Source organism: Parasphingorhabdus sp. NYA22, assembly GCF_976973735.1.
In genome coordinates this window covers 1-25,007 of sequence record NZ_OZ333477.1, presented here as the reverse complement: position 1 = coordinate 25,007, position 25,007 = coordinate 1, and the positions used below count along the sequence as shown (strand labels likewise).

27 protein-coding genes and 1 tRNA gene are annotated in these 25,007 nt (G+C 57.4%); 8 read left to right on the top strand and 20 right to left on the bottom strand.

From position 1 onward, the window contains the following. Positions 1-112 precede the first annotated feature (112 nt). The 6 genes from ACWFTY_RS00140 to ACWFTY_RS00115 all read right to left on the bottom strand — a co-directional run bounded on the left by ACWFTY_RS00140 (position 113) and on the right by ACWFTY_RS00115 (position 3,258). Positions 113-189: transfer RNA gene (locus ACWFTY_RS00140), tRNA-Arg, on the bottom strand. 94 nt (positions 190-283) lie between these two features. Beyond that, on the bottom strand, positions 284-691 hold the full coding sequence (locus ACWFTY_RS00135) for a hypothetical protein (protein ID WP_447525379.1): 408 nt from the start codon (positions 689-691) through the stop codon (positions 284-286). 83 nt (positions 692-774) lie between these two features. Beyond that, positions 775-1,434: an endonuclease III gene (gene nth / locus ACWFTY_RS00130; RefSeq protein ID WP_447525378.1), complete on the bottom strand. Its 660-nt coding sequence runs from the start codon at positions 1,432-1,434 to the stop codon at positions 775-777. A 98-nt stretch (positions 1,435-1,532) separates the two neighbouring features. Further along, positions 1,533-1,934 (bottom strand): hypothetical protein, encoded by a 402-nt coding sequence (locus tag ACWFTY_RS00125; protein WP_447525377.1) that lies wholly within the window; start codon positions 1,932-1,934, stop codon positions 1,533-1,535. Positions 1,935-2,101: 167 nt separating this feature from the next. Beyond that, positions 2,102-2,878, bottom strand: coding sequence for a glucose 1-dehydrogenase (locus ACWFTY_RS00120; protein WP_447525376.1), 777 nt, complete (start codon positions 2,876-2,878; stop codon positions 2,102-2,104). 119 nt (positions 2,879-2,997) lie between these two features. Then, positions 2,998-3,258, bottom strand: coding sequence for a hypothetical protein (locus tag ACWFTY_RS00115; RefSeq protein WP_447525375.1), 261 nt, complete (start codon positions 3,256-3,258; stop codon positions 2,998-3,000). A 135-nt stretch (positions 3,259-3,393) separates the two neighbouring features. Between ACWFTY_RS00115 and ACWFTY_RS00110 the strand changes: the two genes are divergently transcribed. The 3 genes from ACWFTY_RS00110 (at position 3,394) to ACWFTY_RS00100 (ending at position 5,574) form a co-directional block, all read left to right on the top strand. Next, the gene (locus tag ACWFTY_RS00110; protein WP_447525374.1) at positions 3,394-4,470 is read left to right on the top strand and encodes an NAD(P)-dependent alcohol dehydrogenase; all 1,077 of its coding nucleotides are present in this window, start codon (positions 3,394-3,396) and stop codon (positions 4,468-4,470) included. Between the two features lie 102 nt (positions 4,471-4,572). Further along, positions 4,573-4,968, top strand: a complete 396-nt coding sequence (locus ACWFTY_RS00105) for a DUF302 domain-containing protein (protein ID WP_447525373.1) — start codon at positions 4,573-4,575, stop codon at positions 4,966-4,968. Between the two features lie 159 nt (positions 4,969-5,127). Beyond that, positions 5,128-5,574 (top strand): hypothetical protein, encoded by a 447-nt coding sequence (locus tag ACWFTY_RS00100; protein WP_447525372.1) that lies wholly within the window; start codon positions 5,128-5,130, stop codon positions 5,572-5,574. 270 nt (positions 5,575-5,844) lie between these two features. On the opposite strand, the gene ACWFTY_RS00095 is transcribed toward ACWFTY_RS00100, so the two are convergent. Together ACWFTY_RS00095 and dapB are read right to left on the bottom strand one after the other, a co-directional pair. Then, positions 5,845-8,787, bottom strand: a complete 2,943-nt coding sequence (locus tag ACWFTY_RS00095; protein WP_447525371.1) for a tetratricopeptide repeat protein — start codon at positions 8,785-8,787, stop codon at positions 5,845-5,847. 214 nt (positions 8,788-9,001) lie between these two features. Then, positions 9,002-9,730 (bottom strand): 4-hydroxy-tetrahydrodipicolinate reductase, encoded by a 729-nt coding sequence (gene dapB / locus ACWFTY_RS00090; RefSeq protein ID WP_447525370.1) that lies wholly within the window; start codon positions 9,728-9,730, stop codon positions 9,002-9,004. A gap of 133 nt (positions 9,731-9,863) precedes the next feature. Here dapB and ACWFTY_RS00085 point away from each other — a divergent pair, with 133 nt between their 5' ends. Both ACWFTY_RS00085 and ACWFTY_RS00080 read left to right on the top strand, forming a co-directional pair. Beyond that, a complete protein-coding gene (locus ACWFTY_RS00085) occupies positions 9,864-10,580 on the top strand; it encodes an NAD-dependent deacylase (RefSeq protein ID WP_447526923.1) in 717 nt (238 codons plus the stop codon). Between the two features lie 23 nt (positions 10,581-10,603). Then, on the top strand, positions 10,604-10,942 hold the full coding sequence (locus ACWFTY_RS00080; protein ID WP_447525369.1) for a GFA family protein: 339 nt from the start codon (positions 10,604-10,606) through the stop codon (positions 10,940-10,942). 102 nt (positions 10,943-11,044) lie between these two features. Here ACWFTY_RS00080 and ACWFTY_RS00075 read toward each other — a convergent pair whose 3' ends face one another. The 11 genes from ACWFTY_RS00075 to ACWFTY_RS00025 all read right to left on the bottom strand — a co-directional run bounded on the left by ACWFTY_RS00075 (position 11,045) and on the right by ACWFTY_RS00025 (position 21,308). Beyond that, positions 11,045-11,977 carry an SDR family oxidoreductase gene (locus ACWFTY_RS00075; RefSeq protein WP_447525368.1) on the bottom strand — a complete coding sequence of 311 codons (933 nt, stop codon included), beginning with the start codon at positions 11,975-11,977 and terminating at the stop codon, positions 11,045-11,047. A gap of 129 nt (positions 11,978-12,106) precedes the next feature. Next, a complete protein-coding gene (locus ACWFTY_RS00070) occupies positions 12,107-12,517 on the bottom strand; it encodes an MAPEG family protein (protein WP_447525367.1) in 411 nt (136 codons plus the stop codon). A gap of 187 nt (positions 12,518-12,704) precedes the next feature. After that, the gene (locus ACWFTY_RS00065; protein WP_447525366.1) at positions 12,705-13,376 is read right to left on the bottom strand and encodes an ABC transporter ATP-binding protein; all 672 of its coding nucleotides are present in this window, start codon (positions 13,374-13,376) and stop codon (positions 12,705-12,707) included. After that, a complete protein-coding gene (locus tag ACWFTY_RS00060) occupies positions 13,373-14,578 on the bottom strand; it encodes an ABC transporter permease (protein ID WP_447525365.1) in 1,206 nt (401 codons plus the stop codon). The genes ACWFTY_RS00065 and ACWFTY_RS00060 overlap by 4 nt, the downstream gene beginning before the upstream one ends. Then, positions 14,578-15,675 carry an efflux RND transporter periplasmic adaptor subunit gene (locus ACWFTY_RS00055; protein ID WP_447525364.1) on the bottom strand — a complete coding sequence of 366 codons (1,098 nt, stop codon included), beginning with the start codon at positions 15,673-15,675 and terminating at the stop codon, positions 14,578-14,580. The genes ACWFTY_RS00060 and ACWFTY_RS00055 overlap by 1 nt, the downstream gene beginning before the upstream one ends. Positions 15,676-16,107: 432 nt before the next feature. Then, entirely contained in the window at positions 16,108-16,887 is a 780-nt protein-coding gene (locus ACWFTY_RS00050) for a HesA/MoeB/ThiF family protein (protein WP_447525363.1), read from the bottom strand. A 4-nt stretch (positions 16,888-16,891) separates the two neighbouring features. Further along, the gene (locus ACWFTY_RS00045; protein ID WP_447525362.1) at positions 16,892-17,290 is read right to left on the bottom strand and encodes a hypothetical protein; all 399 of its coding nucleotides are present in this window, start codon (positions 17,288-17,290) and stop codon (positions 16,892-16,894) included. Positions 17,291-17,293: 3 nt separating this feature from the next. Further along, complete coding sequence (gene dut / locus ACWFTY_RS00040; RefSeq protein ID WP_447525361.1) at positions 17,294-17,740, bottom strand: dUTP diphosphatase; 447 nt, start codon at positions 17,738-17,740, stop codon at positions 17,294-17,296. Then, complete coding sequence (locus ACWFTY_RS00035; RefSeq protein WP_447525360.1) at positions 17,740-18,996, bottom strand: bifunctional phosphopantothenoylcysteine decarboxylase/phosphopantothenate synthase; 1,257 nt, start codon at positions 18,994-18,996, stop codon at positions 17,740-17,742. The genes dut and ACWFTY_RS00035 overlap by 1 nt, the downstream gene beginning before the upstream one ends. 4 nt (positions 18,997-19,000) lie before the next feature. Further along, positions 19,001-20,554: a 2-polyprenylphenol 6-hydroxylase gene (gene ubiB, locus ACWFTY_RS00030; RefSeq protein WP_447525359.1), complete on the bottom strand. Its 1,554-nt coding sequence runs from the start codon at positions 20,552-20,554 to the stop codon at positions 19,001-19,003. Between the two features lie 13 nt (positions 20,555-20,567). Next, positions 20,568-21,308: a class I SAM-dependent methyltransferase gene (locus ACWFTY_RS00025; RefSeq protein WP_447525358.1), complete on the bottom strand. Its 741-nt coding sequence runs from the start codon at positions 21,306-21,308 to the stop codon at positions 20,568-20,570. Between the two features lie 106 nt (positions 21,309-21,414). Between ACWFTY_RS00025 and mutM the strand changes: the two genes are divergently transcribed. The 3 genes from mutM (at position 21,415) to ACWFTY_RS00010 (ending at position 23,542) form a co-directional block, all read left to right on the top strand. Next, positions 21,415-22,227, top strand: coding sequence for a bifunctional DNA-formamidopyrimidine glycosylase/DNA-(apurinic or apyrimidinic site) lyase (gene mutM / locus ACWFTY_RS00020; protein ID WP_447525357.1), 813 nt, complete (start codon positions 21,415-21,417; stop codon positions 22,225-22,227). 112 nt (positions 22,228-22,339) lie between these two features. Continuing rightward, complete coding sequence (rpsT, locus tag ACWFTY_RS00015; protein WP_067202399.1) at positions 22,340-22,609, top strand: 30S ribosomal protein S20; 270 nt, start codon at positions 22,340-22,342, stop codon at positions 22,607-22,609. A gap of 273 nt (positions 22,610-22,882) precedes the next feature. Then, a complete protein-coding gene (locus tag ACWFTY_RS00010; protein ID WP_447525356.1) occupies positions 22,883-23,542 on the top strand; it encodes a DUF4136 domain-containing protein in 660 nt (219 codons plus the stop codon). Positions 23,543-23,570: 28 nt separating this feature from the next. On the opposite strand, the gene dnaA is transcribed toward ACWFTY_RS00010, so the two are convergent. Continuing rightward, a complete protein-coding gene (gene dnaA / locus ACWFTY_RS00005) occupies positions 23,571-25,007 on the bottom strand; it encodes a chromosomal replication initiator protein DnaA (RefSeq protein WP_447525355.1) in 1,437 nt (478 codons plus the stop codon).

The following is a 25,007-nucleotide window of genomic DNA, read 5'->3' as shown; positions in this document are numbered from 1 at the left end:
TTCACGCCACGGACAGCTGTTTTGAGCAACCCGAATCCCGATGTTCTCCATGATTCCACCGGAGAACCACCGGAGTTCCAAGTAGCTCTAACTCAAGAAATGGCAGAAAATATGGTGCACCCGACTGGATTCGAACCAGTGACCTCTGCCTTCGGAGGGCAGCGCTCTATCCAGCTGAGCTACGGGTGCCGGGGCGGTGTTCCGCCGGATGCGCGTCTAGCAGCGGATTTGCTGCTTTGCCAATAGATTATTCTGCGTCCGGCAATCGCGTCCGGCGGGCGGCTTAATCTTCGCTCTCTTCCTTCGGAATTTTCTCGATTTTCTGGAATTTGCCGAGACCGCAGGCGCCGCGGGTGTCGAGCCGGCCGCCGGTCTGGGCCAGCACATGGATGATGTCGACGCTGCACAGCTGGTTGGTCGAGGTCTTGTAGGAAAAGGATTCCTCGAAGCCGAGGCCGCTGCATCTATGGGGCAGCGAATTGCGGTAGATATCGCCGTTGCGCATCTTGAAATCGATGGTCTGGTCGTCGATGACATCGGTCGAGCGGATATTCGAACGCGTGATGCAGCTTTCCGGTTCGCCAATCTCCCTGATCTCATATTTGTCATCCCCGGACGATTTTTCGGCGGCAAAGGCGACGCTGCCGGCGGCGAGGGCGGAAGCGATGATGATCGTGGTTTGAAGGCGCATGTTCTTCTCCTGTGGATGGTTTCCATCTCGGTTTACAATTTACAGGGAGTCACATTTCGCGAAGCTGAATGTTATCCGCAATGCTACGGATCTGCGCTCCACCCCTCCGGCGCCGGTGTTTTCTTCTTGAAGCGGCACAGATCGGCGACCGGACAGCGCCAGCATTCCGGCTTGCGCGCCTTGCAGATATAGCGGCCGTGCAGGATCAGCCAGTGATGGGCGTGGACGCGGAACGGGGCGGGGGTTTGCGTCTCCAGCTTCTTCTCCACTGCCAGCACCGTCTTGCCCGGCGCCAGGCCGGTGCGGTTGCCGACTCGGAAAATATGCGTGTCGACCGCGAAAGTCTCGGCACCAAAGGCACAGTTCATCACGACATTGGCGGTCTTGCGCCCGACTCCGGGCAGCTTGACCAGCTCGTCGCGATCCGCTGGCACCTCGCCGCCAAAATCGTCGATCAACATTTGCGACAGCGCGATCACATTTTTCGCCTTGGTATTATAAAGCCCGATTGTCTTGATATGCTCTTTCAGCCCGTCGAGCCCGAGATCGACCATCTGTTGCGGCGTCTTGACCTCGGCGAACAGCAGCCGCGTCGCCTTGTTGACGCCGATATCGGTCGACTGCGCCGACAAGGCCACAGCGACGACCAACTGATAGACATTGCCATAATTCAGTTCGGTCTCCGGCGAGGGATTGTCGGCGGCGAGGCGGGAGTAGAATTCGAAGATATCGGCTTTTTTCATGCGCGCCGTCATGGCGGTTCAATGATGAAAATACAATCGCGGGGGCAAAGCATTGGTTTAGCCAGTGGCCCGCTTTTGCCATTACCGGGCTGATGCCCTCACTGCTCTGTGCGGCGCTCGTCAAACCATTGCCGCATGATCGCCGCCTGGCAGCCGGTAAATCCGAAGGTGCCGACCACCGAGCAGCTGCCCGGACGCCCGGGCCGGGCGGCTTCGTCATGCGAGGCGACTGTAGATGCCCAGCTCTGTTCGCCGGCCTGTTCCTCTTCGCTTTCGCGTAATTCCGGCGGGATGCGATAGCGTTCCGATTCGGGTCGCTGGGCGCAGACGACAATTTCGTCACCTTCCGCCACCGGACATTCGTCTTCGCCAAAGGTCACGAGAATATTGATCCGTTCCGGGGTGTCGAGATCGGGCGCCGGTTCGGCGGCGGCGCTGGCTGACCAGAGACAGCTGGTCACGGCGATCAGGCCGGCGGTTACCATATTTTTGCAGGACATGATCTGGGCCTTTTCGCTGTTCCGCCCCGTCGACGGCAACCCCCCGGTCGTGTCCTGCCTTAAAAATATATGTATTGCGCTTTACTGAACAGAAAGGCCGGCGGGCAGGGAAGAACGTGACGGGCAACGCCAGGCCATCATCCGAAGCACCGCCAAGCCAGCCCGGATCAGGGCCGCGAAATCATCCCGCCGTCGAGCACCAGCGTCTGGCCGATCATCCAGGACGATGCGCGCGAGCACAGAAAGAGCGCTGTACCGGCAATATCTTCCGGCGCGCCCATCCGGCCGCGCGGTATCTGGGAAATGGCCATCTTGGTCATGCCGTCATTCTCGACAATCTGCTTGGTCATGTTGCTCGGGAAGAAGCCGGGGGCGATCGCGTTGACGTTGATATTATAGGCAGCGAGATCGGTGGCCAGATGTTCGGTCAGATTGATCACGCCGGATTTGCTCGCCGTATAGGCATAAGTCGGCATGCCCGAATTGCGGATGCCGTTGATCGACGCGATATTGATGATCCGCGCCGGATCGTCCGCAGTGCCGGAGGCTTTCAGCAGCGGCAGAAATTTCTGGGTGGCAAAGAAGATCGACTTGATGTTGATGTCCATCACCTTGTCCCAGCCCTTTTCCGGGAAATCCTCGATCGAGGCGCTCCAGTTCGCGCCGGCATTGTTGATCAGGATATCGATCTTGTCCTCGCGCTCGCTGATCGCGGCGACCAGCGCCTCGATGCCCTCGACATTGGACAGATCGGCCGGGATAGCGATACACTCGCCCAGTTCGGAAAGCTCGGCCGCTTTCGCCATCAGCCGCTCTTCCTTGCGGGCGGTGATGTAAACCCTGGCGCCATTTTCGATCAGGCCGCGCGCCATCATCGCGCCGATGCCGCTGGATCCGCCGGTTACCACGGCCACTTTGCCACTGACATCAAATAGGGTCTTCATCGACACGCTTCTTCTCCCGTTAATTCACAAGCCGCCACCCCTTTCACATCGCCCCGGAAAAGTCCACGCACGACTGGTGCGGAGGGTGGAGGACGATATTGGCGCAGCGGGCGGCCCGCTCAGTCGCCCTGAACCCGGTCCATCATATCCATGAAATCGCGCGCCGAATTGCGGTCGGCCTCGTCCTCGAAAGCCTTGTCCAGATCCAGATGGGTGCCGAGCATATAGAGCACCGCCCATAAGGCAAAGCGCCGCCCGCGATCCTTTTCCAGACCAAAGTCGACGCGCATATGCTCGATCCCCGCCGCCATCGCTTCGGGCTGAATCGCGGCAAGATCGGCGGTGCCGAAATAGCGTTGGAGTTGGTCATCAAAATCCATGGTTCTGGCCTATTGCCTGTGCGGGGGCTTGGCAAGCCAGTCGTGACAACGGACCTACGCGATATTGCGTAGCGACGGTGGTGACCGTCAGTCGTAACATTGCCGGATAAGACATGATTGCGATGGAGTCTTCCTATGGAAAACCACATGAAAGCCGCGATTTTTATCGAACCCGGAAAGATCATTCTCGGCGAGAAACCGATTCCCGACATTGGCCCGCTTGATGCGCTGATCCGGATTACCACCACTACGATCTGCGGCACCGATGTCCATATCCTCAAAGGCGAATATCCGGTGGCCAGCGGCCTGACAATCGGCCACGAACCAGTCGGCATCATCGAAAAGCTCGGCTCTGCGGTGGAGGGCTTTTCCGAAGGGCAGCGGGTTATCGCGGGTGCGATTACCCCGACCGGCACATCCAGTGCATCGCTCTGCGGTTTCCATTCGCAATGCGGTGGCCAGCACGGCCATGGCTGGAAAGCGATGGGCGGCTGGCGCTTCGGCAATACCATCGACGGCGCCCAGGCGGAATATCTGCGCGTGCCCGATGCCATGGCCAATCTCGCTCCCGTGCCCGACGGGCTGACCGACGAACAGGTGTTGATGTGCCCGGACATTCTCTCGACCGGGTTCAGCGGCGCTGAGTCCGGCAAGATCAGGATCGGCGACAGCGTCGCGATCTTTGCCCAGGGACCGATCGGCCTGTGCGCCACCGCTGGCGCCAGGCTGATGGGCGCGACCAATATCATCACCGTCGAAACCATCCCCGAACGCATGGAAATGTCGCGCAGCATGGGCGCCGATCATGTCATCGACTATAACAAGGTCGATCCGATCGACGAGATCATGCGGATCACCGACGGCCGCGGCGTCGACGTCTCGATCGAGGCTTTGGGCAAGTCGCGGACCTTCGACTGGGCCTTGCGGACCCTGCGCCCCGGCGGGACCCTCTCCTCGCTCGGCGTCTATTCCGAAGACCTGACTCTGCCGGTCGATGCCTTTTCTGCCGGTCTGGGCGACAATAAAATCGTCACCACCCTCTGCCCCGGCGGCAAGGAAAGAATGCGCCGGCTGATGGAGGTGGTCGGATCGGGACGCGTCGATACCAGCAAGCTGGTCACCCATCATTTCGCGCTCGACGATATTGAAACCGCCTATGACCTGTTCGCCAACCAGCGCGACGGCGTGATGAAAATCGCGGTGAAGCCGTAAGGTGGCGGGTTGTCGTGCCATCATGGTTCGGTAAACCCTCATCCAGCCCCGAATAGGCAGCTGTCGATGGAATTTTTGAGCAACCAGCAATATGAGAATCTTATGAACTATTATATGGCCACAACATTGGCGACGTCATTCGACGAAGCGATCGAGCGCACCGAAGCGGCGCTCAAGACCGAGGGTTTCGGGGTGCTGACCCGCGTCGACGTGCAAAAAACGCTGAAGACTAAAATCGATGTCGACTTCCGGCCCTACACCATTCTCGGCGCCTGCAATCCGGCGCTCGCTCACGAAGCGCTGCAGCTGGAAGACAAGGTCGGAACGATGCTGCCCTGCAATCTGGTGGTCCAGCAACAGGGTGACGGAAAGATAGAAGTCGCCGCCATCAACCCCGTTGCCTCGATGCAGGCCATCGATAATCCGCAGCTCAAACAGGCCGCCGCGGCGGTTCGGGACAAATTGTCAAAGGTGATCGATGTTTTGGCCAGCGCCTAGAGGCAGGCCTTCGCGTTGCAGGAAGGTCCGTCATTCCTGAGCGACATAATGGCTGTTACCCCGCCCTGATTCCCCAAGCCACCGGGAACGGATCGCAAAGCTGCGCGTATCTGGAGCATGGGGAATCGAAAAAAGACACGGACGGAGATTTTTTCCTACATGACAATCGGGGTGTCGCTGGCGCTGATGTCGGGACTGGCCCTAGGCCATGTCACCGAACAGTCGATGCACCCCCGTCTTTCCGCCCCGCCACCCGCAGATCCGGTCGAACGCTATGCGCTCGGGCAGAATGCATACAAGATGCCCCATGTCCCTGTCCAAACGTCCCCGACACAGCCCGTCGAATATGTTGACGCCAGCTATGAAATCGGCCGCTATGAAAAGGGCGTACGCGTTCTGGTCCCCGAGGAACCCGCCCGCAAGATCGACCGCCTCCGGATGGAGAGACTGCAAGCCTGGAATGATGAGACTTTTGGTGCCGATGGTGGCGGTTACGACGAGCGCGCCGGTTACGCAGAGACGCATATTGAGGACTATGCCCCCATCGATGTCGGCGCAGTAATGGACGCGCCCGAGACAGCGGGGATGCACGTCAGCGGGGTTTAAGGTGTTGGGGTGGCGGAAAATCGGCCGTCCCGGCCCTGTCATCCGAGTGCAGGCCGGAATCCAACCCAATCTATCGTGGGAAGGGAATCGCCGGACCAGGCGCAAGCTTGCGGCGGGGCGACCAGGTGGCCCGGAGCGCCTAATCCAAGCGCACAATCACCGCCACTCACAGTTTCTGCATCAAGAGAGAAAGATCGGAAGGCTCGGCTCCCAACGTCAGCGCGATTGGCGCCTGTGACATTCAGAAATAGAACGGTTGCCAGACTTTGGTCAGGGCAAGTCGAGACCCATATGTTTATATTCTGCGGAAATTCCTGGGTGCAAACGCTCTGCCGCCTTCAGGTCAGCTTGGCCTCCGGCTAGGTCGCCGCTCTTTATCTTGGCAAGACCCCGACCATATTGTGAAACGGCAAAATCCGCAGATTTCTCTAAGGCTTGGTCATACATTTCAATCGCTTCCTGATATCTACCCATTCGGAGAAGGACCATTGCTCTGCTGTCGAGATAGGCGGGCTCGCCGGGTTCGAGCTTCAACGCAGCATCGCAGTCGTGCAGTGCAGTCTCCAGATCAAAATTCACCGTCGCGAGGCTCCAGCAAAGGGCATTAAACTGCCTGCTATTCCCATCCGCATTGCTGCGAATTAGGCCGTATGATTCACGAGCGGCTTCGAAGTCCGCCATTTGCACATGAATTTCCGCCCGCATGAGTTGAAAATCCATTTCATTGGATATTTTGGGATCGTTACTGTCCAGATAGGACAAGGCTTCTTGATATCGTTCTGTCTCTGATAGAGTTTTTGCCTTGAAATATGCACCCGTGAAGGATGTCGGATCATAATCCAGCAGCGTCTTTGCATCTGCCATCGCGCTGTCATAATCTCCGCGGAAAAAATTAAGGTTGACCCGCTGCTCCAGCGCCCAGCTATTTTTGTCCTTCATATCAATCGCTCTGGTCAAGGCTGCAACCGCTGAAGGGATGTCTTTCGCAGCCATTGCCAGAACCGCTCTGCCGTGAAAGATGACTTCAACCCTGGGGTCAATTTCTTCCGCTCTGTTTAGATCAGCATTTGCGGCCGCCACATTTTTCATGTGTGCGTAGGTGATACCGCGATTGGCCCAGGCATATGCATGGGCCGGATCCAGCTCCACTGCCTTGGTGAAATCGGCAATGGCTTTGTCATATTCCCGAATATCCAGATAGTCGTTGCCGCGACTATTATATTCCATTGCACTTGCCGGCTTTTTCTCATCCAGCGCTGCAATTTCCGATGGGGTCAGTCGATAGTTAAATGGATGTTTCACATAGACGAGAACTTTGCTCAACGCAGTAATGTGCTCGGCCTCAGCCACGGCCTCGGCCCACGGCATTTCTCCTGCCAGGCTGCGCTGGCTCGATTCCATGACCAGTTCATCGCCGGAAATCCTTGTGACACGCTTGAAGGCGTAGCTGCCGGCGGTCTTGTCCACATCTTCTCCTACCACCGAGAAGCCGACACCGTCGTGGGGCAGGATTATTGTTTGCTTGTGGGCGACAAAATAGGGAAACGGCACAGTAACCGGCGCGTCCATATTGGGGCCGTCTTCGCGCTCATATTCGGCCACCCATCCAATTCGGGCACCGTCGAGCTGATATCCTCTCCATCCCCAGTCCAGCTTTGCAGTTCCCGACACCGTCAATCGGTATTCGCCGCTCACCGGGTCAAAATGGCTGCCAAAATCCGAAGGTTCTATGAAATCATATTTTCTTTCCCAATAACTGCGCAGCGCTTTATCCAGATCTTCGGCCGAAAGTTGCTCGAGGACAGTCTTGCTGGCAACAGCCTCGTCCCCGCGCAAAATCTTCTTCACTTCGACGACCGCGGGCATTGATTTACCCGCGCTCGCATCAATCCAGATATCAGTGAACTCGCTCGGTTTTTCAAAAGGTTGCTGAATCAAAGGCTCAAGTGGCGCACCGTCAACCATGACCGGTAGCGCCCAATGAAACGGTGGCACTTCGATGTTGTCGATGTTGAAGTCGCCTTGCCGGGTTCCATCGAGCCAATAGGTTCTTCCGGCAATTTCTGCCCTGACCAGAATATGATCGAGATGGCCGACCAAGGGCAATTTTTGATCCAGTCCGTCGCCCTCTGAACTGCTTACCGCAGCCGGAACAGCGTTAATTCCAAGCTCTGCAAGAATGGCGATAAGCAGGGCTGTTTTGCCCTTGCAGTCACCAAATTTTCTTTTCCAGGTCGTCACGGCATTTGCGGGAACGAGGTTGCCGGTGTTCATGCCGCGATAGACATAACGCACGCGATCCTGCACCAGTTTGAGGGCGGATTCAGCGCGGACCTTAGGGTCGCTGCCAGCTTCGCGAATTTTATCGACTTCTGCCATCAAGGATGAATCGGCCGGGATTTGTGCGGCATCAATATATAGCGGAGCCATCAGCGCCGAGATTTCGTTCCATGCACCATAGTCGGTGAACTCAATCACGCGAACAGGTGCATAACGAGCCGGTGCACCTTTTGGATGTATTAGATTGGAGGTTCCCGGAAGTGTTTGTGACAATCGCGTCAAAGCTTTTTGAGATGTGACTTTCGGTTCGGGCAGGGAATTGCTTTTTTGCCATCGCATATTGGAACCATCGTCCCAGAAGGCTCGCAGCGAAAATGCCGTGTCGGGCGAGTTATTGGGAAAAGCGACCGTAGTTTCAGAATGGCCTTTTAGCACCGGATCAACAACACGGAGGGTAAATGCCATGTCCACAATGTCCCCAACTTGCATGTCCTCAGGTTGAATGGCGGCAGTCAGAACACCATCCAATGCGGCGGATTCCAGATTGGCTTCGCGGCGCAATATCGTGAACGTCTGCCCATTCCCCAACACATCGATCACCTCTTTGCCGCGCAAAATATGGAGTCGGTGAACGATCAGTGTCGATGTGTCCGGAGACCAGGGAATGGAAATGGTACCCATGGCGTGCAAACCTTGTGGGGTTTGCACGAGAATCTTTGTTCCAAAGAAAAATTCGTCATCATCTTTATTGAAACGCAATTGTTGTTCCATTCCCAAAAGGACGGCCGCAGCATCCTTGTTGGATATGGTTCGTTCCAGATCTATAGATTGTTCGCTGACCCAGTCTCCCGGCGGTGCGAAAATAATTTCTTCTGCGGCAAGCACAGGTGCCGCCCAAAAAAAAGCACAACTGATCAAGAATAGTTTTTGCATTTAAGCCCCATTTTTCAACACTTGATTGATATAGCTGAAGCTTATGAAGGCAAGTCATTATATGGGAATTGCTGCTATTATCAATAATATTGCATTACTCGTTTTTGCCGCGGTCGCGAATAATAGCGGAAAATAATAATGCAGTTTCTCTGTCCGGAAACCGGGCGATCCGTGATTTTCCCATTGATCACCAGCAGATTACGGGCCCAGCCACCTAAAGCCCCAAAACCCCATCCATCCCGTACCGCCCGGCCTTCTGTCCTACCAACCACCCAGCCGCCTTCACTGCACCACGCGCAAAGATCATCCGGTTTTCCGCCCGGTGGGTCAGCTCGATCCGTTCCTCGTCGCTCGCCAGGATGACCGTGTGATCACCGGCGACCGATCCGCCGCGCAATGCCGCAAAGCCGATCGCGCCCTTTTCCCGCGCGCCGGTGATGCCGTCGCGGCCGCTCTCGCTATGCGCCGCCAGATCAATCCCGCGTCCGCGCGCCGCCGCTTCGCCCAGTAATTTCGCGGTGCCGCTGGGGGCGTCGACCTTGTGGCGGTGGTGCATTTCGACGATCTCGATATCCCAGTCATCGCCGAGCTTGCTCGCCGCCTGCTCGACCAGTGCCGCCAGCATATTGACTCCGAGCGAGGTGTTGCCGGTCTGCAGCACGGGGATATTGGTCGCGGCCTGATCGATGGCGGCGTGATGCTCGGCCTCCAGTCCGGTGGTGCCAATGACAATCGGTTTGTCCGCCGCGACGCAGGCATCAAGCGTCGCCTGTAGCGCTTTCGGGGAGGAGAAATCGACCAGCACATCGCTTGAGCCAATCAGCGCCGCGACATCATCCCCCTGATCGGCGCCGCCGGCATGTTCATGACCCGCTTCCGCGATGGCCTCGACCAGCGCCTGTCCCATGCGGCCCCTGCTGCCGATAATTCCGATGGCTGTCATTCTGTATCTTCCCGTTCGTCCTGAGCGCGGTCTCGTCATCCTGAACTTGTTTCAGGACCCCACTATACTCTACGCTATTTCTATGAGACGAAATGGATGCTGAAACAAGTTCGGCATGACGAAGAAAGACAATATGCGAAACACTATCAACAATATCGTCATCCTCACCGGCGCCGGTGTCAGCGCCGAGAGCGGCGTTGCCACCTTTCGCGGTCCGGATGGTCTGTGGGAAGGGCATCGCGTCGAGGATGTCGCCACGCCCGAAGCCTTTGTCCGCAATCCCGAACTGGTGCAGAAATTCTACGACGAGCGCCGCGCCAAGCTCAAGACGGTGCAGCCCAACGCCGCGCATCAGGCGCTGGCGAAGCTCGACCAGACCTGGGCGGGCGAGCTGCTGCTGGTCACGCAAAATGTCGATGATCTGCACGACCGCGCCGGTTCCAGACGTCTGCTGCATATGCACGGCGAGCTGAACAGCGCCTGGTGTCTGGCCTGCGATGCCCACTCCCCGTTCGACGGGGTGATGGCCAGCGGGCCACCCTGTCCGCATTGCCACCAGGCCGGCTGTCTGCGCCCCGATATCGTCTGGTTCGGTGAAATGCCCTATCAGATGGAGCGGATCGAGCAGGCGCTGGCCCGCTGCGACCTGTTTGTCTCGATCGGTACATCGGGCGCGGTCTATCCGGCGGCCGGCTTTGTCCAGACCGCCCGCTATCACGGCGCGCAAACGCTGGAGATGAATCTCGACCCGTCGGAGGGCAGTTTCCATTTCCACGAAAGCCGGATGGGCAGGGCGGGGGATCTGGTGCCGGACTGGGTTGATCAGGTCCTGTCGCATGGCCTGTGTTGAGCGGCTATGTTGAAGCTGCTGTCATGAAAGGCCAATGTCATTGCGGCGCGGTGCAGATCACGGTCGCGGAACCGCCCGCCGAAGTGTCGCGCTGCAATTGCTCTTTATGCCGGAAGACCGGCTGGATAGGCGGCTACTGGCATCCTGATGAGGTGCAGGTCGAGGCGAAGCCGGAGGCGCTGAACGCCTATGTCCAGGGCGACAAGATGATCACCACGTGGAACTGTGCCCTCTGTGGTTCGCACACCCACTGGACCCCGATCACCGCGTCGCCCGAGCGGATGGGCGTGAATATGCGGATGTTTGAACCGGACGAGTGGCAGCATCTGCCGGTGCGCGACGTGGACGGGGCGAGTTTCTAGCTTTGCTCCGCAGATGATGTGGAGGTCAAACGTGATCGATGGGAGCGTTCCCACCGATCACGCGCCGCAGTTCAGGAACAGACCCCATGAAGCATTCGGAATCTAGCCCGCCGACGGCCGGTGCGCGTCATCGGACCAGTCCTGCCGCGCTGCCCATTGCTCGAGCGTTTCAAATTCGACCTCGGGCAGACGGCGGTGCATATAGTCTGTGTTGACCAGAAACGGCTGGGTCGGGGAATCATTATTATAATGATAGAAGGACGCGATAAAGTCGCGCATCGGCTGTTTCTCTTCTTCCGCCATCGAATCGCCCAGAGCCTTGACCAGCAGCGCTCCGAATTCCTCCGGCGTGCACGGATCATATTTAATTTCCCGGCCGAACACGCGAGACAGGGCCTCGGTGACCTCGGTCGGTTTCAGCGCTTGCGGACCGCCGATATTCATCCAGGCACCTTCAAGATCCGGGCGGGACAGCGCCGCCGTCATGCATTTCCCGACATCGTCGAGGCTGATCCAGTTGGCCTGCAAATGAGGCTTGTGCGCATAGACATAGCGGTCTTCATGGACGATGAAGGGCCGCGCCCAGTTGGTCAGCAAATTGTCCATGAACAGCACCGATCCAAAGACGGTCGCCGGTATGCCGGTGCGGAACAGCGCGTTGATCGCACCCGTATTGTCGCCATAAGTATGGGCTTCTCCCGGCTGATCGGGAATCCAGCCCGACGTGTTCCAGACGAAACGGTCCAATCCGGCCTCCAGTGCCGCCGAACCCAGTTTGGCGACCAGCTCCGAACGATCGCCGGGTGATTGCAGGGGATGGGTATAGAAAACCGCGTCGGAACCTTCCAGCGCCGGCACGAACGTGGATTCGTCGGAGAGATCGATGACCCGTGTCTCGTCGGCGACGTTGCTGCCGCCGAGATCGGGGTTCTCGCTTCGCGAGAGCGCCCGCACCTTGTGGCCTGCTGCGGCCAGCTGTCTCATTTGCGCCAGTCCCTGCCGGCCGGTTGCGCCTACTACGGATACCAATGCCATTATTCTCTCTCCTATATTGTCAGGAGGAAACTAGGCGACCGGCTTTGCCGTCTCAATGCATCAATTAGTCAGGGGTCGTCTAGTCAGGGGTAGTCCCTGCCATTTGCGCCTCGCAATCGGCGCCGGTTGTTAGGAGAGGACGTGCATCGTCACGAACAGAAAGAGAATCCACAAGGCCAGCGCAATCGTGGTCAGCCATGTGGCCAATACGCCCAGTTGGCGAAAGCGCGGGGAGCCGCCCTTGTGATGCTGTGCCATGCCGACGATATGGGCGACACGGCCAATCAGGAAGACCGCCGCGATGATCGTGATGCCGCGATGATCGGCATTGGCCAGTTCAAGGATACCGAGCATGATCAGGAAGATCGGCGCATGTTCCGACAGATTGGCATGGGTGCGGCGGGCAGCGAGCAGATCGGGATTGTCGCCATCACCAAAGCCGATCTGGTTGGCGATGCGAACTTTCACCGTCGCATAGGCGCAATAGATCAGCAGCAACGCACAAATCGCGGCGGCGAGGCCGGTTACCGGTAATGTCATAATGTTCCTCCCTGTTTTTTCCTGTCCTAGCCGATTTTGGCTAAAGCGCAAATTTCGCGGGGAGGGGAAGCTTGTATTCTGCGCCGTCTTATTTTTTGAACGATTGCGACACGGGTGATCGTACCCGGCAAAGCAAGGCAGCGGTTCTCAAGCAGCGGCCATGCCGTCCAGTCTGCACCTGGCCGAACTAGGCAATACGGCCATCGACCACGTTGATCTGGCGGTCGCATATGGCTGCAATATCCGGATCATGGGTCGATATCAGAAAGGTTGTTTTGTCCTCCCGGTTAATTTCGCGCAGCAACTGCATCACTCTTGCCCCGTTTTCCTGATCCAGGCTGCCCGTCGGTTCATCGGCGAAGACAAGCTGCGGCCGGTTCATCAGGGCGCGGGCCACGGCCACGCGCTGTTTCTGCCCCCCCGAAAGCCGGTTTGCCGCATAATCCAGCCGGTCCGACAGGTCTACGCGCTCAAGCAGGCTCTTTGCCCGTTCTCGCATCGCTTTCGAAATACCGCCAGCCGGTGCTGCTGCAGGGAATGCCACATTTTCAACCGCGGTGAAATCCGGAAGCAGATTGTGAAACTGGAATACGAAACCGAAATGCCGGTTACGGATCGCCGACAGCTGCTTTTCCGATAGTCCCGATACGCGATCGCCTATGAAGGACAATGTTCCGCCCGTCGGCTGCATCAGCAGTCCCAATATATTGAGCAATGTTGATTTCCCGGACCCTGACGGACCCTGCAGCGCAACCATTTCGCCCGGTTCCAGAGCGAGGTCGATCCCTTTCAGAACGACCGTCTCCAGATCACCATTATAAAAGCTCTTGGTGAGGCCATCGGCTTTCAGCAACGTCATTGTTGAATCGCCTCGACCGGATCCAGGCGGGCCGCTGCCCGGGCAGGCAGAATAGCCGCCAGAGCAGAGCCTGCGATTGTCAGCGTGATGACCAGCACATAGCCGCCTTCAGCCGGGGCTATCGGCAGCAGCGGACTACCGTCTGGCGCGACAAATCGTTCCACGAGAAACAGACATAGGCGGTAGCCGATGGCAGCACCCAATAGCGAAGCGAGGAAACCGATAATCACGCCCTGGAACACAAATACGCTTGCAACAAAGCTGCGCGAAATTCCGAAAGAACGCATGATGCCGATTTCGCTCCGGCGACGGACACTGGTCAGCAGCAATGCGCTGGCAATCGAAATCATGATGGCCACCATCGCAAAAGCCTGAATGAAAATTCCTGTGCGGTTCTGCGCTTCCAGTGCTTCTTCCAGATTGCGGTTCTTTTCCTGCCAGGCGGTGACCTTGAGCGGCAGCTGAGCCTGCAGCTGTCCGGCGACCTGAAAGGATTTTTCCGGATCATCAAGTCGGATAGCTATCGATGTGACGCCGTTTGGCAGATCGGCCAGTGGTCGGGCGGTCGCCAGCGAGAGATAAGCGACGCGTCGATCGAGATTGGCAAGCCCGGCCCGGAATATTCCGGTTATCGGGATCAGCCTTTCCACGCCGCGGTCAGAACGCAATAGCACCGGGACACCGGCTTTCAGGCCAAGATCATCGGCGAGGTCGGCGCCGATCACCAGGCCACCACTCGAAAGGTCCGACGAGCCGTCGATGATATAGCTGGAAATGGGTATGATGGCGTCAATCTGCGACGGATCGACGCCTTGCAACGCAATCGGTGCAACCGCGGCGCCGCGCACCAGAAATCCGTTGCCGGTTATTTCGGGGACAACCGCAACGACATGCTGCAGTCTTTCGCTCTGCTGCACGACTTGCTGCCAGCCCAGAATTTGCTGGCGCTGAAAAGTGGACACGGGCTGGGCGGCAAAGCGGTCGTCGTCATTCTGTACCGCTGCCACGCGCCGCGGCGGTTCAAGGTCGACATGCGAAATCTGACCGGTCGTCTGCACGGTCAGAAATATCGCTAGCCCCTTGATCAGCGCGGTTATGAAAACAAACACGACAACGCTCAGCGCAACACCGCCGATCAGCAAGCCTGTCTGCACGCGATTGGCAAGGAGATAGCGAAAGGCGACACGAATCGCGAACAGCATCAGCTTGCCTTGTCTGAATTGCTCACGACCACATCGACCTCTTCGCCAGCCTGGACCGAAAGCGGGTCAAGGATGACACGCTCTCCGGCCTTTACGCCATCGGTGATAATGACATTGCTCCCCGGCCAGTCCACCAAGATGACATTGCGCGGGACAGCTTTCCCGGATTCCACGATATATAGTTGATTCTGCCCGCGGTTCTTGAACAGACTGGTTCGCGGAACGGACAATATATTGTCATATTTTTTCACCACTATAGTGACATTTACCGACCGTCCCGGGCGTAGGCTTGCGTCGTCCGTTTCACTTGCAAAACGCATCAGCCTTCCGCCGGTAGACGAATCGATACGCGGCGAAATTTCGGTGATACGGCCCTTGAACCGCTGATCACTGCCGGAGGGAGAAATGATGACATCTGCGGACAGCGGTACCGCGTCGGCATAATATTCGTCGATTTCCGCTCGGATCTCGATCGGCCCGTCAGAACCGATTTCGTACAGGATCGTGGCAGTCGAAACCACCTGACCCGCGTCGATAGGGCGGCTCAATATTGTTCCTGTCATCGGCGCGAGAATATCATATTCGCGCGCTGCAGCGACTGCTTGCCGCGCCGAAGCCTGACCCGCTTCCAGGCTGGCCCGGCCGGCGGCAACGGCGGCATCCGCTTCATCCATTGCCGCGCGCGTTACCCAGCCCTGCGCGAATAATGTTTTTAGACGTTGCTGCTTCTTGACTGCCAATGACAGCTGCGCTTCCAGGCTTTTGATCTGGGCGGCGGTTACGGCAATGGCAGCGCGCTCCTGCTCGGCCCGCACCCGGGCCAACAAGGCCCCCTTTGATACCTGATCGCCCTCATCATATAGCAGCTCAATCACAGCGCCCGCGCGCTCCGATTGAATTTGGACCAGATCGAGGGGCCGAACGCGGCCGACAACAGACAGGCTTTGTTCTGCAGGACCTTCGGTCAGGATGGAGACCTTGACAGTCTGGGGAGCCGTGGCGCGTATATATATGGACGCTGCGCCGATGATCAGCACTATCACAATGGCGGCCCGGATAATTTTACTGCGATCGAAATCCATAATGTCCCGTTCCATTAGACGCTTTGGCGACTTTGCTGCTACCCTGCATTTTTATATTATCAGTGAAAAGGCCCGTGCAGTATCATCCACACGGTTGTCTTCTAGCATCCGGCGACGAAGGTCGCACTCAAATCATTGGACGATTTTTGTTGGCCTACCGCAGAAAGGCTTGCTTGGCGGCCAATTGCCGCCATCCACCACGGAAAAGGCTTTGGTTCGCTTTCGTGATTGGGCGGACATCGGTACAAATATATTTGGCATCAGGGACGGAGCTCAGGCTCTATAAATCCATGGTTACAAACAGATAGATGATTTCCAGAGCTAGTACTTCCGTGGTCAGGGAATCCGACGCATGTTCCTGAAATTTTCATGTGCGTGCCGGACGTGACCAGGTTGCGGCACGCTTCTGGTTGGTCAAGTTGGCGGTTTGATCAAATGTGTGACGGATCAAGTTGGCGGGGGCGTACCGCAGCTTTTGCAATGCGGGTCCTTGGGCAGGTTGATGCTGCGCATCGAGGGCGCGAGGCCGTCGAAAAGCTGGAGTTTTCCGGCGGGGTCCTCGCCGAAGCCGGTGACCACGCGGATCGCTTCCATCGCCGCGAAACTGCCCATCAGGCCGACCATCGCGCCGAGCACGCCAACTTCACTGCAATTGTCACAATCTTCGGGGTCGAGCGCGTCGCCGACGAAACAGCGGTAGCAGGGCTTGTCTGCCTCCCAGCCGCGGAAGGTTCCGAGCTGTCCCTGGAACTGGCCGATTGCCGCAGAAACCAGCGGGGTATGGTGCTCAACCGAGAGGTCGGAAACCAGCAGGCGGGTCTGGTAATTGTCCGACCCGTCGATAATCGCATCAAACGGCGCAAAAAATGCTGCAGCGTCTCCAGAAAAATATTGCGCGGTAAGTCGTTGATTTATAGGAAATATGTCAACATCGGGGTTGATACGCTGCGCGGCAACTTTGGCAACTTCGACTTTTTCTTTCCCGACATCATTCTCGCCAAATAAAACCTGCCGCTGCAAATTCGAAAGCGACACGATATCATCATCGAAAATCGTCAGCGCCCCGATTCCGGCCGCTGCCAGATATTGAATGGCGGGACAGCCGATACCGCCCGCGCCAACGACCAGAATATGGGCGTCCAATAGCTTCTTCTGCCCTACTCCGCCAATATCCTTGAGCACGATATGGCGGGCATAACGGTCGAGCTGTTCGTCTGAAAGGTCCAATAGCCTACCAGTAAAATTTCAGGACGCTGCGCCGCCAGGCGGGTTTTCTATCGGGTGTAGGTTTCATGTTATGCGCGCCTGCGCGGGCAAAATAGCGCGCGACATATTCTTCCAGAGCCGGGCACTGGATCGAGATTGGTGTCACCCGGCGGAGACTGCCCTTGCCGTCTACCAATAACAGCACTTCGACGAAATAATTTCCTCCGCCGGACACTTTTTCTGATGGTGTACAACCGGAGGTTAGTTTTCGCGCTTTGAGCGATTCCCTGTAGGTATATTCCGGTTTATATCTGAATTCTGCAACCTGCACGCTGTTCAAATTGTCAGGGATTGGCGGTATATCCGAACTGGCGATCGAACCGGTCTGCAGCGCTGCTGCTAGAATTAGCGTTGAAATACTCATTTCCTAAACTCCCGTTGAACCAAAACCGCCTTCTCCTCGCGCAGTCTCGTCGAGTCGGTCAACCTCTTTGAGAATGCCGCGCTGCACCGGCGCGATCACAATCTGGGCAATACGGTCACCGCGCTGGATGACGAAGTCTTCTTGTCCGTGATTGATCAGGATGACTTTCAATTCCCCGCGATAGTCACTGTCGATCGTACCGGGTGTATTGGGAATGCTGACACCCTTTTTCAGGGCCAGTCCGGAGCGGGGGCGCACTTGAATCTCATAGCCGTGAGGGATGGCAAAGGCGAAGCCCGACCCGACCAGTCCCCGCTGAGCCGGCGCGATCGTGAGACCTTCCGCAGCGCGAATGTCCATGCCGGCCGAGCCGCTGGTTTCATAGGAGGGCAGGGGAAGGTCGCCGGCGTGATCCAGTCGTTTGACAGCAATATTGACGGGCTCGAACATCAGGCAATTTCCTCGCTGATTTTGGCTACAAGACGCCGGGCTACTTCCGCTTTGGGCAGGCGTTCCCAGATTTCGCTGCCGGACCTGGTGATGATATGGACGCTATTGTCTGTACCGCCCATCACGTCTCCGGAGACATCATTGGCGACAATCCAGTCACAGCCTTTTTTCGCCAGTTTCGCCTCGGCATGTTCGGCGACATTCTCGGTTTCGGCGGCAAAGCCGATGAGCAGGCCGGGGCGTTTCTCGTGCCGCGCAAGGCCAGCCAATATGTCCGGATTTTCGGTCAGCTTGAGCGGAGCCGGTGCTGCGCCCTTTTTCTTGATCTTCTGTCCGGACTGGCTGTCGGCGCGCCAGTCGGCGACGGCAGCAACCATGATCGCGATATCGGCGGGCAGGGCGTTGTGCACCGCCTTTTCCATTTCAAGTGCGGTCTCGACATCAACGCGCCTGACGCCGGTCGGCGTAGCGAGATGTACGGGGCCGGCGACCAAGGTCACTTGCGCCCCGGCTTCGGCGGCGGCGGCGGCGATGGCGAAGCCCTGACGGCCGGACGAGCGATTGGCGATATAGCGCACCGGATCGATCGGTTCATGGGTCGGTCCCGCGGTGATCAGAACATGCTTGCCGCGCAGCGGACGGTGCCGGTCGGGGGCGAAGGCGGGCTGGCCGTCGAGCGGATTGCGACCAAGCCCGGATTCCTGAGCCACTAGCGAGGGTGATCCCGTCAGCGCGCTAATCTCCGCCATTACCGCTTCCGGCTCCGGCAATCTGCCGGGGCCAAATTCGCCGCAGGCCATAGCGCCTTCATCTGGCTGCATGACGATGATGCCGTCTGCTTTGAGCTGGGTGATATTGCGCTGGGTGGCGGCATGCTGCCACATCCGCACATTCATTGCCGGGACCGCCATCACCTGCGTATCGGTGGCGAGGAGCAAGGTTGTCGCCAGATCGTCGGCTATTCCGCCGGCCATTTTGGCGAGCAGATTGGCAGTCGCCGGACAGACGACGACCAGATCAGCCTCACGACTAAGTTGAATATGCCCCATCTCGGCTTCGTCCTTGAGGCTCCATAACGTCGTGTGCACCTCATTTTCAGACAGGGCCGCGAGCGTCATCGGAGTGACAAACTGAGCGCCTGATTCCGTCAGAACACAACGTACTGTCATACCGGATCTCTTGATCAAACGGATCAGTTCGCTGGCCTTATAGGCGGCAATGCCGCCGCCAATTATCAGGAGAATATGCTTGGTCACGAAATCATCCCCACATCCAGACCGAGCCGGCTCCAGCAGCTGCTGCCACAGCCACCGTCAGAGCATAGCGCCAAAATCCACCGCCCTGACTCTTCTTCCGCTTATCCCAGATAAGCTCTATGTCCGCCACAGGTGGTGGGGGCGGTGCGCCGCCCTGGCGGGGGAGCTGGGCATCGAGACGCCGGACGATATCGGGCAGCATCATGATGGTGCCCAGATCATCATTGATCCGGTCGGCAATCGCAGCTTCCGGACCCAGTTCGCCGCGTATCCATTCCTTCACATAAGGCCCGCTGGCGTCCCACATATTGATTGTGGGATTGAGGTCGGTGGCAATGCCCTCGACCATCACCATCGTCTTTTGCAGCAGCAGCAGATGCGGCTGGGTCTCCATGTCGAAATCGCGCGTGATCGCGAATAGCCCGTCGAGCATATCGCCGACCGACAATTCGCTCACTGGTTTTCCCCGCATTGGTTCGCCTACCGCGCGCAATGCGGTAGCGAAGTCTTCCATGCTGTGATGATCGGGCACATATTGCGCTTCGAAATGGATTTCCGCTACGCGTTTGTAATTGCCGGTGGTGAGGCCGTACAGAATCTCCGCCAGCCAGACGCGCGCTTTCTTGTTGATCCGCCCCATGATGCCGAAATCGATCGCGACAATCGTGCCATCGGCCTTCACGAACAGATTGCCCTGATGCATATCGGCGTGGAAATAGCCGGCCTCAATTGCCTGCTTGAGGAACGTGTGAACGAGCCTGCTTGCAATGTCATCAAGGTCATGACCGGCTGCTATGAGTCCCTCGCGGTTCGAGATTTTAGTCCCGTCGACCCAGTCGAGCGTCAGTACCCGGCCCGATGTCCGGTCCCAGTCGATGGCCGGAATTTCATATTTATCGACTTGAGCCATATGTTCGCCAAGCTCCGAAGCGCTGGCTGCTTCGCGGCGCAGGTCCAGTTCGCGCAAAGTCCAGCGACGGAAATTGGCGATGACCAGCTGCGGCCGCAGACGCTTTGCCTCGCCGCCGAGAGCCTCTAGATGGGCGGCGGCCCATTCGTAGGTTTCGATATCGCGGGTGAACTTCTTGATAATACCCGGACGCAGTACCTTTACAGCAACATCCCTGCCTTCCAGCGTGGTGGCGCGGTGAACCTGGGCAATTGAGGCCGCTCCCACCGGATCGGGGTCGATATAGCTGTACAGTTCGTCCAGTGACTTGCCGAGGCTTAGCTCGATCTCGTCGCGGATCAGGTCAAACGGCACCGGCGGCAAGCTGTCCTGCAATTGCAGCAGATCGCGCGCCGCTGCTTCGCCAATCACATCGGGGCGTGTCGCCAGCGTCTGGCCGAGCTTGATCGCCGCCGGGCCAATAGCCTGCAGCGCCGCCGAATAATTAGGCTCCTTCGGCTGGAATGTACCGATCCGTGCAATACGGAACAGGCGCCGGACTTGCGGCGGTGTCGCCTTGTGCTTCTCCAGATCGCGAAGCGCGCCATGTTTGGCGAGCGTACGCCCCCATTTGAGCAGGCGGAAAATGTGGGTGCGGGAACTAGTCATCGTATGTGTTTGCTCAGACCTTCCAGCCGCTATGGATCGCGACGAGGCCGCCCATCATCGGCTCCACTTTGGTCTGGCTAAATCCGGCAGCCTGAATCATGGAGCGAAACTCTTCCATCGGCGGAAATTTCGCGATCGATTCGGCAAGATAGCGATAGCTGGCTTCGTCATTCGCCAGGACTTTGCCGACTTTCGGCAGGATATGGTGGGAATAGGTGTCATAGACCTTGTCAAAGCCCGGCCATCTGGTTTGTGAAAATTCCATGCAATAGAAACGCCCGCCATATTTCAGCACGCGGTGGGCTTCGGCCAGGGCTTTGTCGATATGGGTCACATTGCGAATGCCGAAGACAATTGTATAGGCATCGAAATGGGCGTCTGGGAAATTCAGCTGTTCGGCATTTTGCTGACTCCAGACCAGACGTGTCTCATCTTTTTCGAGCGCTCGTTCCACGCCTTCGGCCAGCATTTCCGCGTTGATATCGGCGACTGTGATGTCGGCGCCGCTGTCAACCATGCGAAAGGCAATGTCTCCGGTGCCGCCGGCCATGTCGAGGATAGTCTCGCCAGCGCGCGGTTTTACGCGGCGCACGAAGCGGTCTTTCCACAAGCGATGGGTCCCGGCGCTCATCGCGTCGTTCATCACATCATAGCGGGATGCGACGCTGGAAAAAACCGCGCCAACCTTGCCAGTCTTTTCGCTCTCGTCGACCTCTTCATAGCCGAAGGAGACAGTTTTGCTTTCGATAGCCATTTTGTGTCCGTGCTGAATTTTTCTTTGAAATCCCGAGTAGACGAGCCTTGGCAGCACTGCAATCACTCTATAGCTGCCCTTTGGACCGTAACGGATAAGGAACGTCATGCCCGAGCTGCCCGAAGTGGAAACAACCGTTGCCGGTTTGCGGCCGGTGCTCGAAGGGCAGCGCCTGACTCTGGTGGAACCGCGTCGTGCCGATCTGCGCTGGCCAATTCCTGTGGACTTGCGGCAAAGGATGACCGGTGCGGTGGTAACTTCACTTGGCAGGCGTGCCAAATACGGGCTGATCGAAACCGATCGCGGCGATGTGATGATCTTCCATCTCGGTATGTCCGGTCGCTGGCGGATCAATCCGGCAGAACTGGCAAAACATGACCATCTGCTCATAGAGACCGATGCCGGTCACCGGATGGTGATGAATGACCCCCGTCGATTCGGTTCGCTGGACATTGTGCGAATCGAGGATCTCAACAGCTATAAGCCTTTTGTCACGATGGGGCCGGAGCCGCTGAGTGACGACTTTACCGGTGTCTATCTGAAAGCGGCAACCAAAGATCGCAAGGCTCCGATCAAGCAACTGTTGCTCGACCAGCGCACGGTGGCGGGACTCGGCAATATCTATGTATGCGAGGCGCTGCATATGGCGGGAATATCGCCGAGCCTGAAAGGCGGTGCGATTTCCAAGCCCCGCTATGAACGGCTCGTTGCTGCGATAAAGCAGGTTCTCATCGCGGCCATCGCGGCTGGTGGTTCGTCCCTGCGTGATTTCGTGCAACCGGACGGGGAACTGGGCTATTTCGCCAAGGATTGGCGGGTCTATGGACGCGAAGGGGAGGCCTGCAAATGCGGTGCGCCGGTGCTGCGGCGAGTGGACAGCGGGCGGTCGACCTTTTACTGCTCGCGATGTCAGAAATAAGCCGGTCACTAAGCTATTGACGAGAATCGGCAGTCACGCTATTGGCCGCGCTCTTGAGCCGGAAGCTATCCGATAAGTACCGGCATTTAATTTCAGATTTTGAGGTTTTTTCATGGCTAATACGCCGCAAGCAAAAAAACGTATCCGTCGCAACACGCGCCGTACCGCGATTAACAAAAATCGCCTGAGCCAGATCCGCACCAAGATCAAGGCCGTAGACGCTGCGGTTGAGGCTGGTGATAAAGACGTGGCAGCAGCAGCTCTTAAAGCCGTACAGCCCGAATTGGCGCGCGGTGTTACCAAGGGGCTTTACCACAAGAATACGGCTTCGCGGAAGTTCAGCCGTCTGACAAAACGGGTTGCCGCGCTGCAAACAGCTTAAGCGACCTTACAGACCTGTATAGAAAAACCCGCCCGATTGTGGCGGGTTTTCTTTTGCGTGATCGTTATTCGATTCGCGCAGGTCGGGCGATTCGTCCGCTGCGCGGTGCGTGTCTTTTCCCAACGATCAGCAGATAACCCTGATTTCCCTTGTGTACTTGATCCGAAAGGGTTCAAGTCGGTCGCAGGGCGTCAATCTGTCGCCGTTCAAAGTCGGTTCAGCCCGGCTTCTCTATCTTGCGGCCAAGATGGTGGGTAATTTGAAGGAAGAAATATGACTATTCTCGCGACACAAGTCTTCAACCGCAAGGGGCTTTCCCTATTTGCGCCGCTCGCACTTCTGTCGCTGGCAGCTTGTGCAACGCCGTTTCGTGCGGATGTCCAGCGCTTCGTCGCGCTTCCTGACACCACGGGCCAAAGCTTCACTGTCGTCGCTGCTGACCCTGATTTGTCCGGTGGGCTCGAGTTCGGTCAATATGCGATGCTGGTTGAGCAACAGATGCTCGATCTTGGTTATCGGCGCAGCGATGACCCCGCAGCGGCAGAACTGATCGTCAGCATGGATTATGAAATCGACAAGGGACGGGACAAGGTCGTTGCCGACCCTGATCCATTTTATCCTTCTGCCCGATTCGGCGGATATTACAGACGCCCTGGCTATCGCTACGGTTTCCACGATCCGTTCCTGTACGGAGGCTACGGCTTTTCCGGCTATGACGGGGTCCGCAGCTTTACTGTGTATACCACGGAGCTGGATATGAAGATTGACCGTGCGGTCGATGGCGAACGCTTGTTCGAAGGCAAGGCCGAAGCCCTGTCACGGTCGAAGAACCTGACCTACCTCGTGCCGAATCTGGTTGAAGCCATGTTCACCGACTTTCCGGGAAACAGCGGCGAACGGGTCCGGATTTCGATAGCCCCCGAGAAAAAATAGACCGTCCACCGCCCGGCTTGTTAGCTATTCAGCTTTCAAGCTGGCGGAGGAGCATCCGGACGTCATTGTCCATCTCGCTATCTTCGCCGCGCAAATGCTCGACCAATTTGACCGCATGGATCACCGTGCTGTGGTCGCGACCGCCAAATTTCCGGCCGATTTCGGGATAGCTGCGCGGCGTCATTACCTTTGCCAGATACATGGCGACCTGCCGTGGGCGGGCAACCGCGCGGGCGCGGCGCTTGGATGACATTTCGTTGCGATCGAGCCGGTAATATTCGCAAACCGTGCGCTGGATTTCGTCGATCGTGATCCGGCGGCGACAGGCGCTCAATATATCCGATAATTGCTCTTCGGCCAGTTCACGGCTGATTTCGCGACCGGTCAGTTGCGCATAAGCGAGCAGCTTGTTGAGGCCGCCCTCCAGTTCGCGCAAATTGCGGCTGATCGTGCGGGCAAGAAAGTCAACGACCTCTTCCGACACATGCTGGTGCGGCATGGTCGCCAGGCGATGGTCGAGAATGTCGCGGCGCAGTTCGAGGCCAGCAGACTGGATATCCGCAACCAGGCCCATCGACAGTCGCGATAGCAGGCGCTGGTCGACACCATCAAGAGCTTGCGGAGGACGATCCGCGGCCACGACAACGCGTTTGCCCTGGCTGATCAGCGAATCGACCGTGTGGAGAAATTCTTCCTGCGTTGAATTCTTGCCGACAATGAATTGTATGTCATCGATCATCAGCAGATCGGCTTCGCGCAGCGATGCCTTGAATTCCATGCCCTCGTTGCGGCGCATGGCCGACACAAATTCGATCATGAACCGTTCGGCGGACATGTAGATGATGGTCGAAGACGGAAATTCTTCGCGAAACGCATGGCCGATAGCGTGCATCAAATGCGTCTTGCCCTGGCCGGTCGACGACTGGAGGTAGAGTGGACTGAAAAGCGGCTTTTCGGCTGCGGCCGTGCGTTGAGCGGCGTTGAGCGCGAGAACATTCGAGTGACCGGCGATAAACTGGTCAAAAGTCATCCGGGGATCGAGATCCAGACGAAATTTGCTTTCGGGAACGGCTTTGATATTTGCCTGTGCCGCAGCACCATTGATATGCGAAATCTGGGCAATTTTCGCAGTCCCCGACTGGGCCTGAAACGCAAGATCGGTGACGGCAGCGTGGTGGGCTTTCCATGCGAGCAGCAGACGTTCGGCATAGCGATCGCGGACCCAGGTGGCTGCAAATTCCGAAGGAAGTTCCAACTGCAATAATCCTGTTTCCGAATCAAAAACAGAGAGTTTGATCGGCTTTATCCACTGGCCAAAAATTTGTGCGCCCAGATCACGGCGCAGACCCGCGCAGATTTTAAGCCACACAGTTTCCAGATCATTAGAAATGATAGTTTTCCCAGAAACAGCAGTGTCTACAGACAGTCCGCTATTCCGGTTTTGTACACTTTTACTCACGAGCAT

Bases quoted from the DNA above. Each gene is read 5' to 3' on its own strand.
- ACWFTY_RS00025 (WP_447525358.1), bottom strand. From the start codon at position 21,308: ATGGCTATCGAAAGCAAAACTGTCTCCTTCGGCTATGAAGAGGTCGAC.
- ACWFTY_RS00055 (WP_447525364.1), bottom strand. From the start codon at position 15,675: ATGGAACGGGACATTATGGATTTCGATCGCAGTAAAATTATCCGGGCC.
- ACWFTY_RS00105 (WP_447525373.1), top strand. From the start codon at position 4,573: ATGAACTATTATATGGCCACAACATTGGCGACGTCATTCGACGAAGCG.
- ACWFTY_RS00095 (WP_447525371.1), bottom strand. From the start codon at position 8,787: ATGCAAAAACTATTCTTGATCAGTTGTGCTTTTTTTTGGGCGGCACCT.
- ACWFTY_RS00060 (WP_447525365.1), bottom strand. From the start codon at position 14,578: ATGCTGTTCGCGATTCGTGTCGCCTTTCGCTATCTCCTTGCCAATCGC.
- ACWFTY_RS00045 (WP_447525362.1), bottom strand. From the start codon at position 17,290: ATGAGTATTTCAACGCTAATTCTAGCAGCAGCGCTGCAGACCGGTTCG.
- rpsT (WP_067202399.1), top strand. From the start codon at position 22,340: ATGGCTAATACGCCGCAAGCAAAAAAACGTATCCGTCGCAACACGCGC.
- ACWFTY_RS00100 (WP_447525372.1), top strand. From the start codon at position 5,128: ATGACAATCGGGGTGTCGCTGGCGCTGATGTCGGGACTGGCCCTAGGC.
- dut (WP_447525361.1), bottom strand. From the start codon at position 17,740: ATGTTCGAGCCCGTCAATATTGCTGTCAAACGACTGGATCACGCCGGC.
- ACWFTY_RS00075 (WP_447525368.1), bottom strand. From the start codon at position 11,977: ATGGCATTGGTATCCGTAGTAGGCGCAACCGGCCGGCAGGGACTGGCG.
- ACWFTY_RS00110 (WP_447525374.1), top strand. From the start codon at position 3,394: ATGGAAAACCACATGAAAGCCGCGATTTTTATCGAACCCGGAAAGATC.
- ACWFTY_RS00115 (WP_447525375.1), bottom strand. From the start codon at position 3,258: ATGGATTTTGATGACCAACTCCAACGCTATTTCGGCACCGCCGATCTT.
- ACWFTY_RS00070 (WP_447525367.1), bottom strand. From the start codon at position 12,517: ATGACATTACCGGTAACCGGCCTCGCCGCCGCGATTTGTGCGTTGCTG.
- ubiB (WP_447525359.1), bottom strand. From the start codon at position 20,554: ATGACTAGTTCCCGCACCCACATTTTCCGCCTGCTCAAATGGGGGCGT.
- dapB (WP_447525370.1), bottom strand. From the start codon at position 9,730: ATGACAGCCATCGGAATTATCGGCAGCAGGGGCCGCATGGGACAGGCG.
- mutM (WP_447525357.1), top strand. From the start codon at position 21,415: ATGCCCGAGCTGCCCGAAGTGGAAACAACCGTTGCCGGTTTGCGGCCG.
- nth (WP_447525378.1), bottom strand. From the start codon at position 1,434: ATGAAAAAAGCCGATATCTTCGAATTCTACTCCCGCCTCGCCGCCGAC.
- ACWFTY_RS00120 (WP_447525376.1), bottom strand. From the start codon at position 2,878: ATGAAGACCCTATTTGATGTCAGTGGCAAAGTGGCCGTGGTAACCGGC.
- ACWFTY_RS00080 (WP_447525369.1), top strand. From the start codon at position 10,604: ATGAAAGGCCAATGTCATTGCGGCGCGGTGCAGATCACGGTCGCGGAA.
- ACWFTY_RS00065 (WP_447525366.1), bottom strand. From the start codon at position 13,376: ATGACGTTGCTGAAAGCCGATGGCCTCACCAAGAGCTTTTATAATGGT.
- dnaA (WP_447525355.1), bottom strand. From the start codon at position 25,007: ATGCTCGTGAGTAAAAGTGTACAAAACCGGAATAGCGGACTGTCTGTA.
- ACWFTY_RS00125 (WP_447525377.1), bottom strand. From the start codon at position 1,934: ATGTCCTGCAAAAATATGGTAACCGCCGGCCTGATCGCCGTGACCAGC.
- ACWFTY_RS00010 (WP_447525356.1), top strand. From the start codon at position 22,883: ATGACTATTCTCGCGACACAAGTCTTCAACCGCAAGGGGCTTTCCCTA.
- ACWFTY_RS00085 (WP_447526923.1), top strand. From the start codon at position 9,864: ATGCGAAACACTATCAACAATATCGTCATCCTCACCGGCGCCGGTGTC.
- ACWFTY_RS00135 (WP_447525379.1), bottom strand. From the start codon at position 691: ATGCGCCTTCAAACCACGATCATCATCGCTTCCGCCCTCGCCGCCGGC.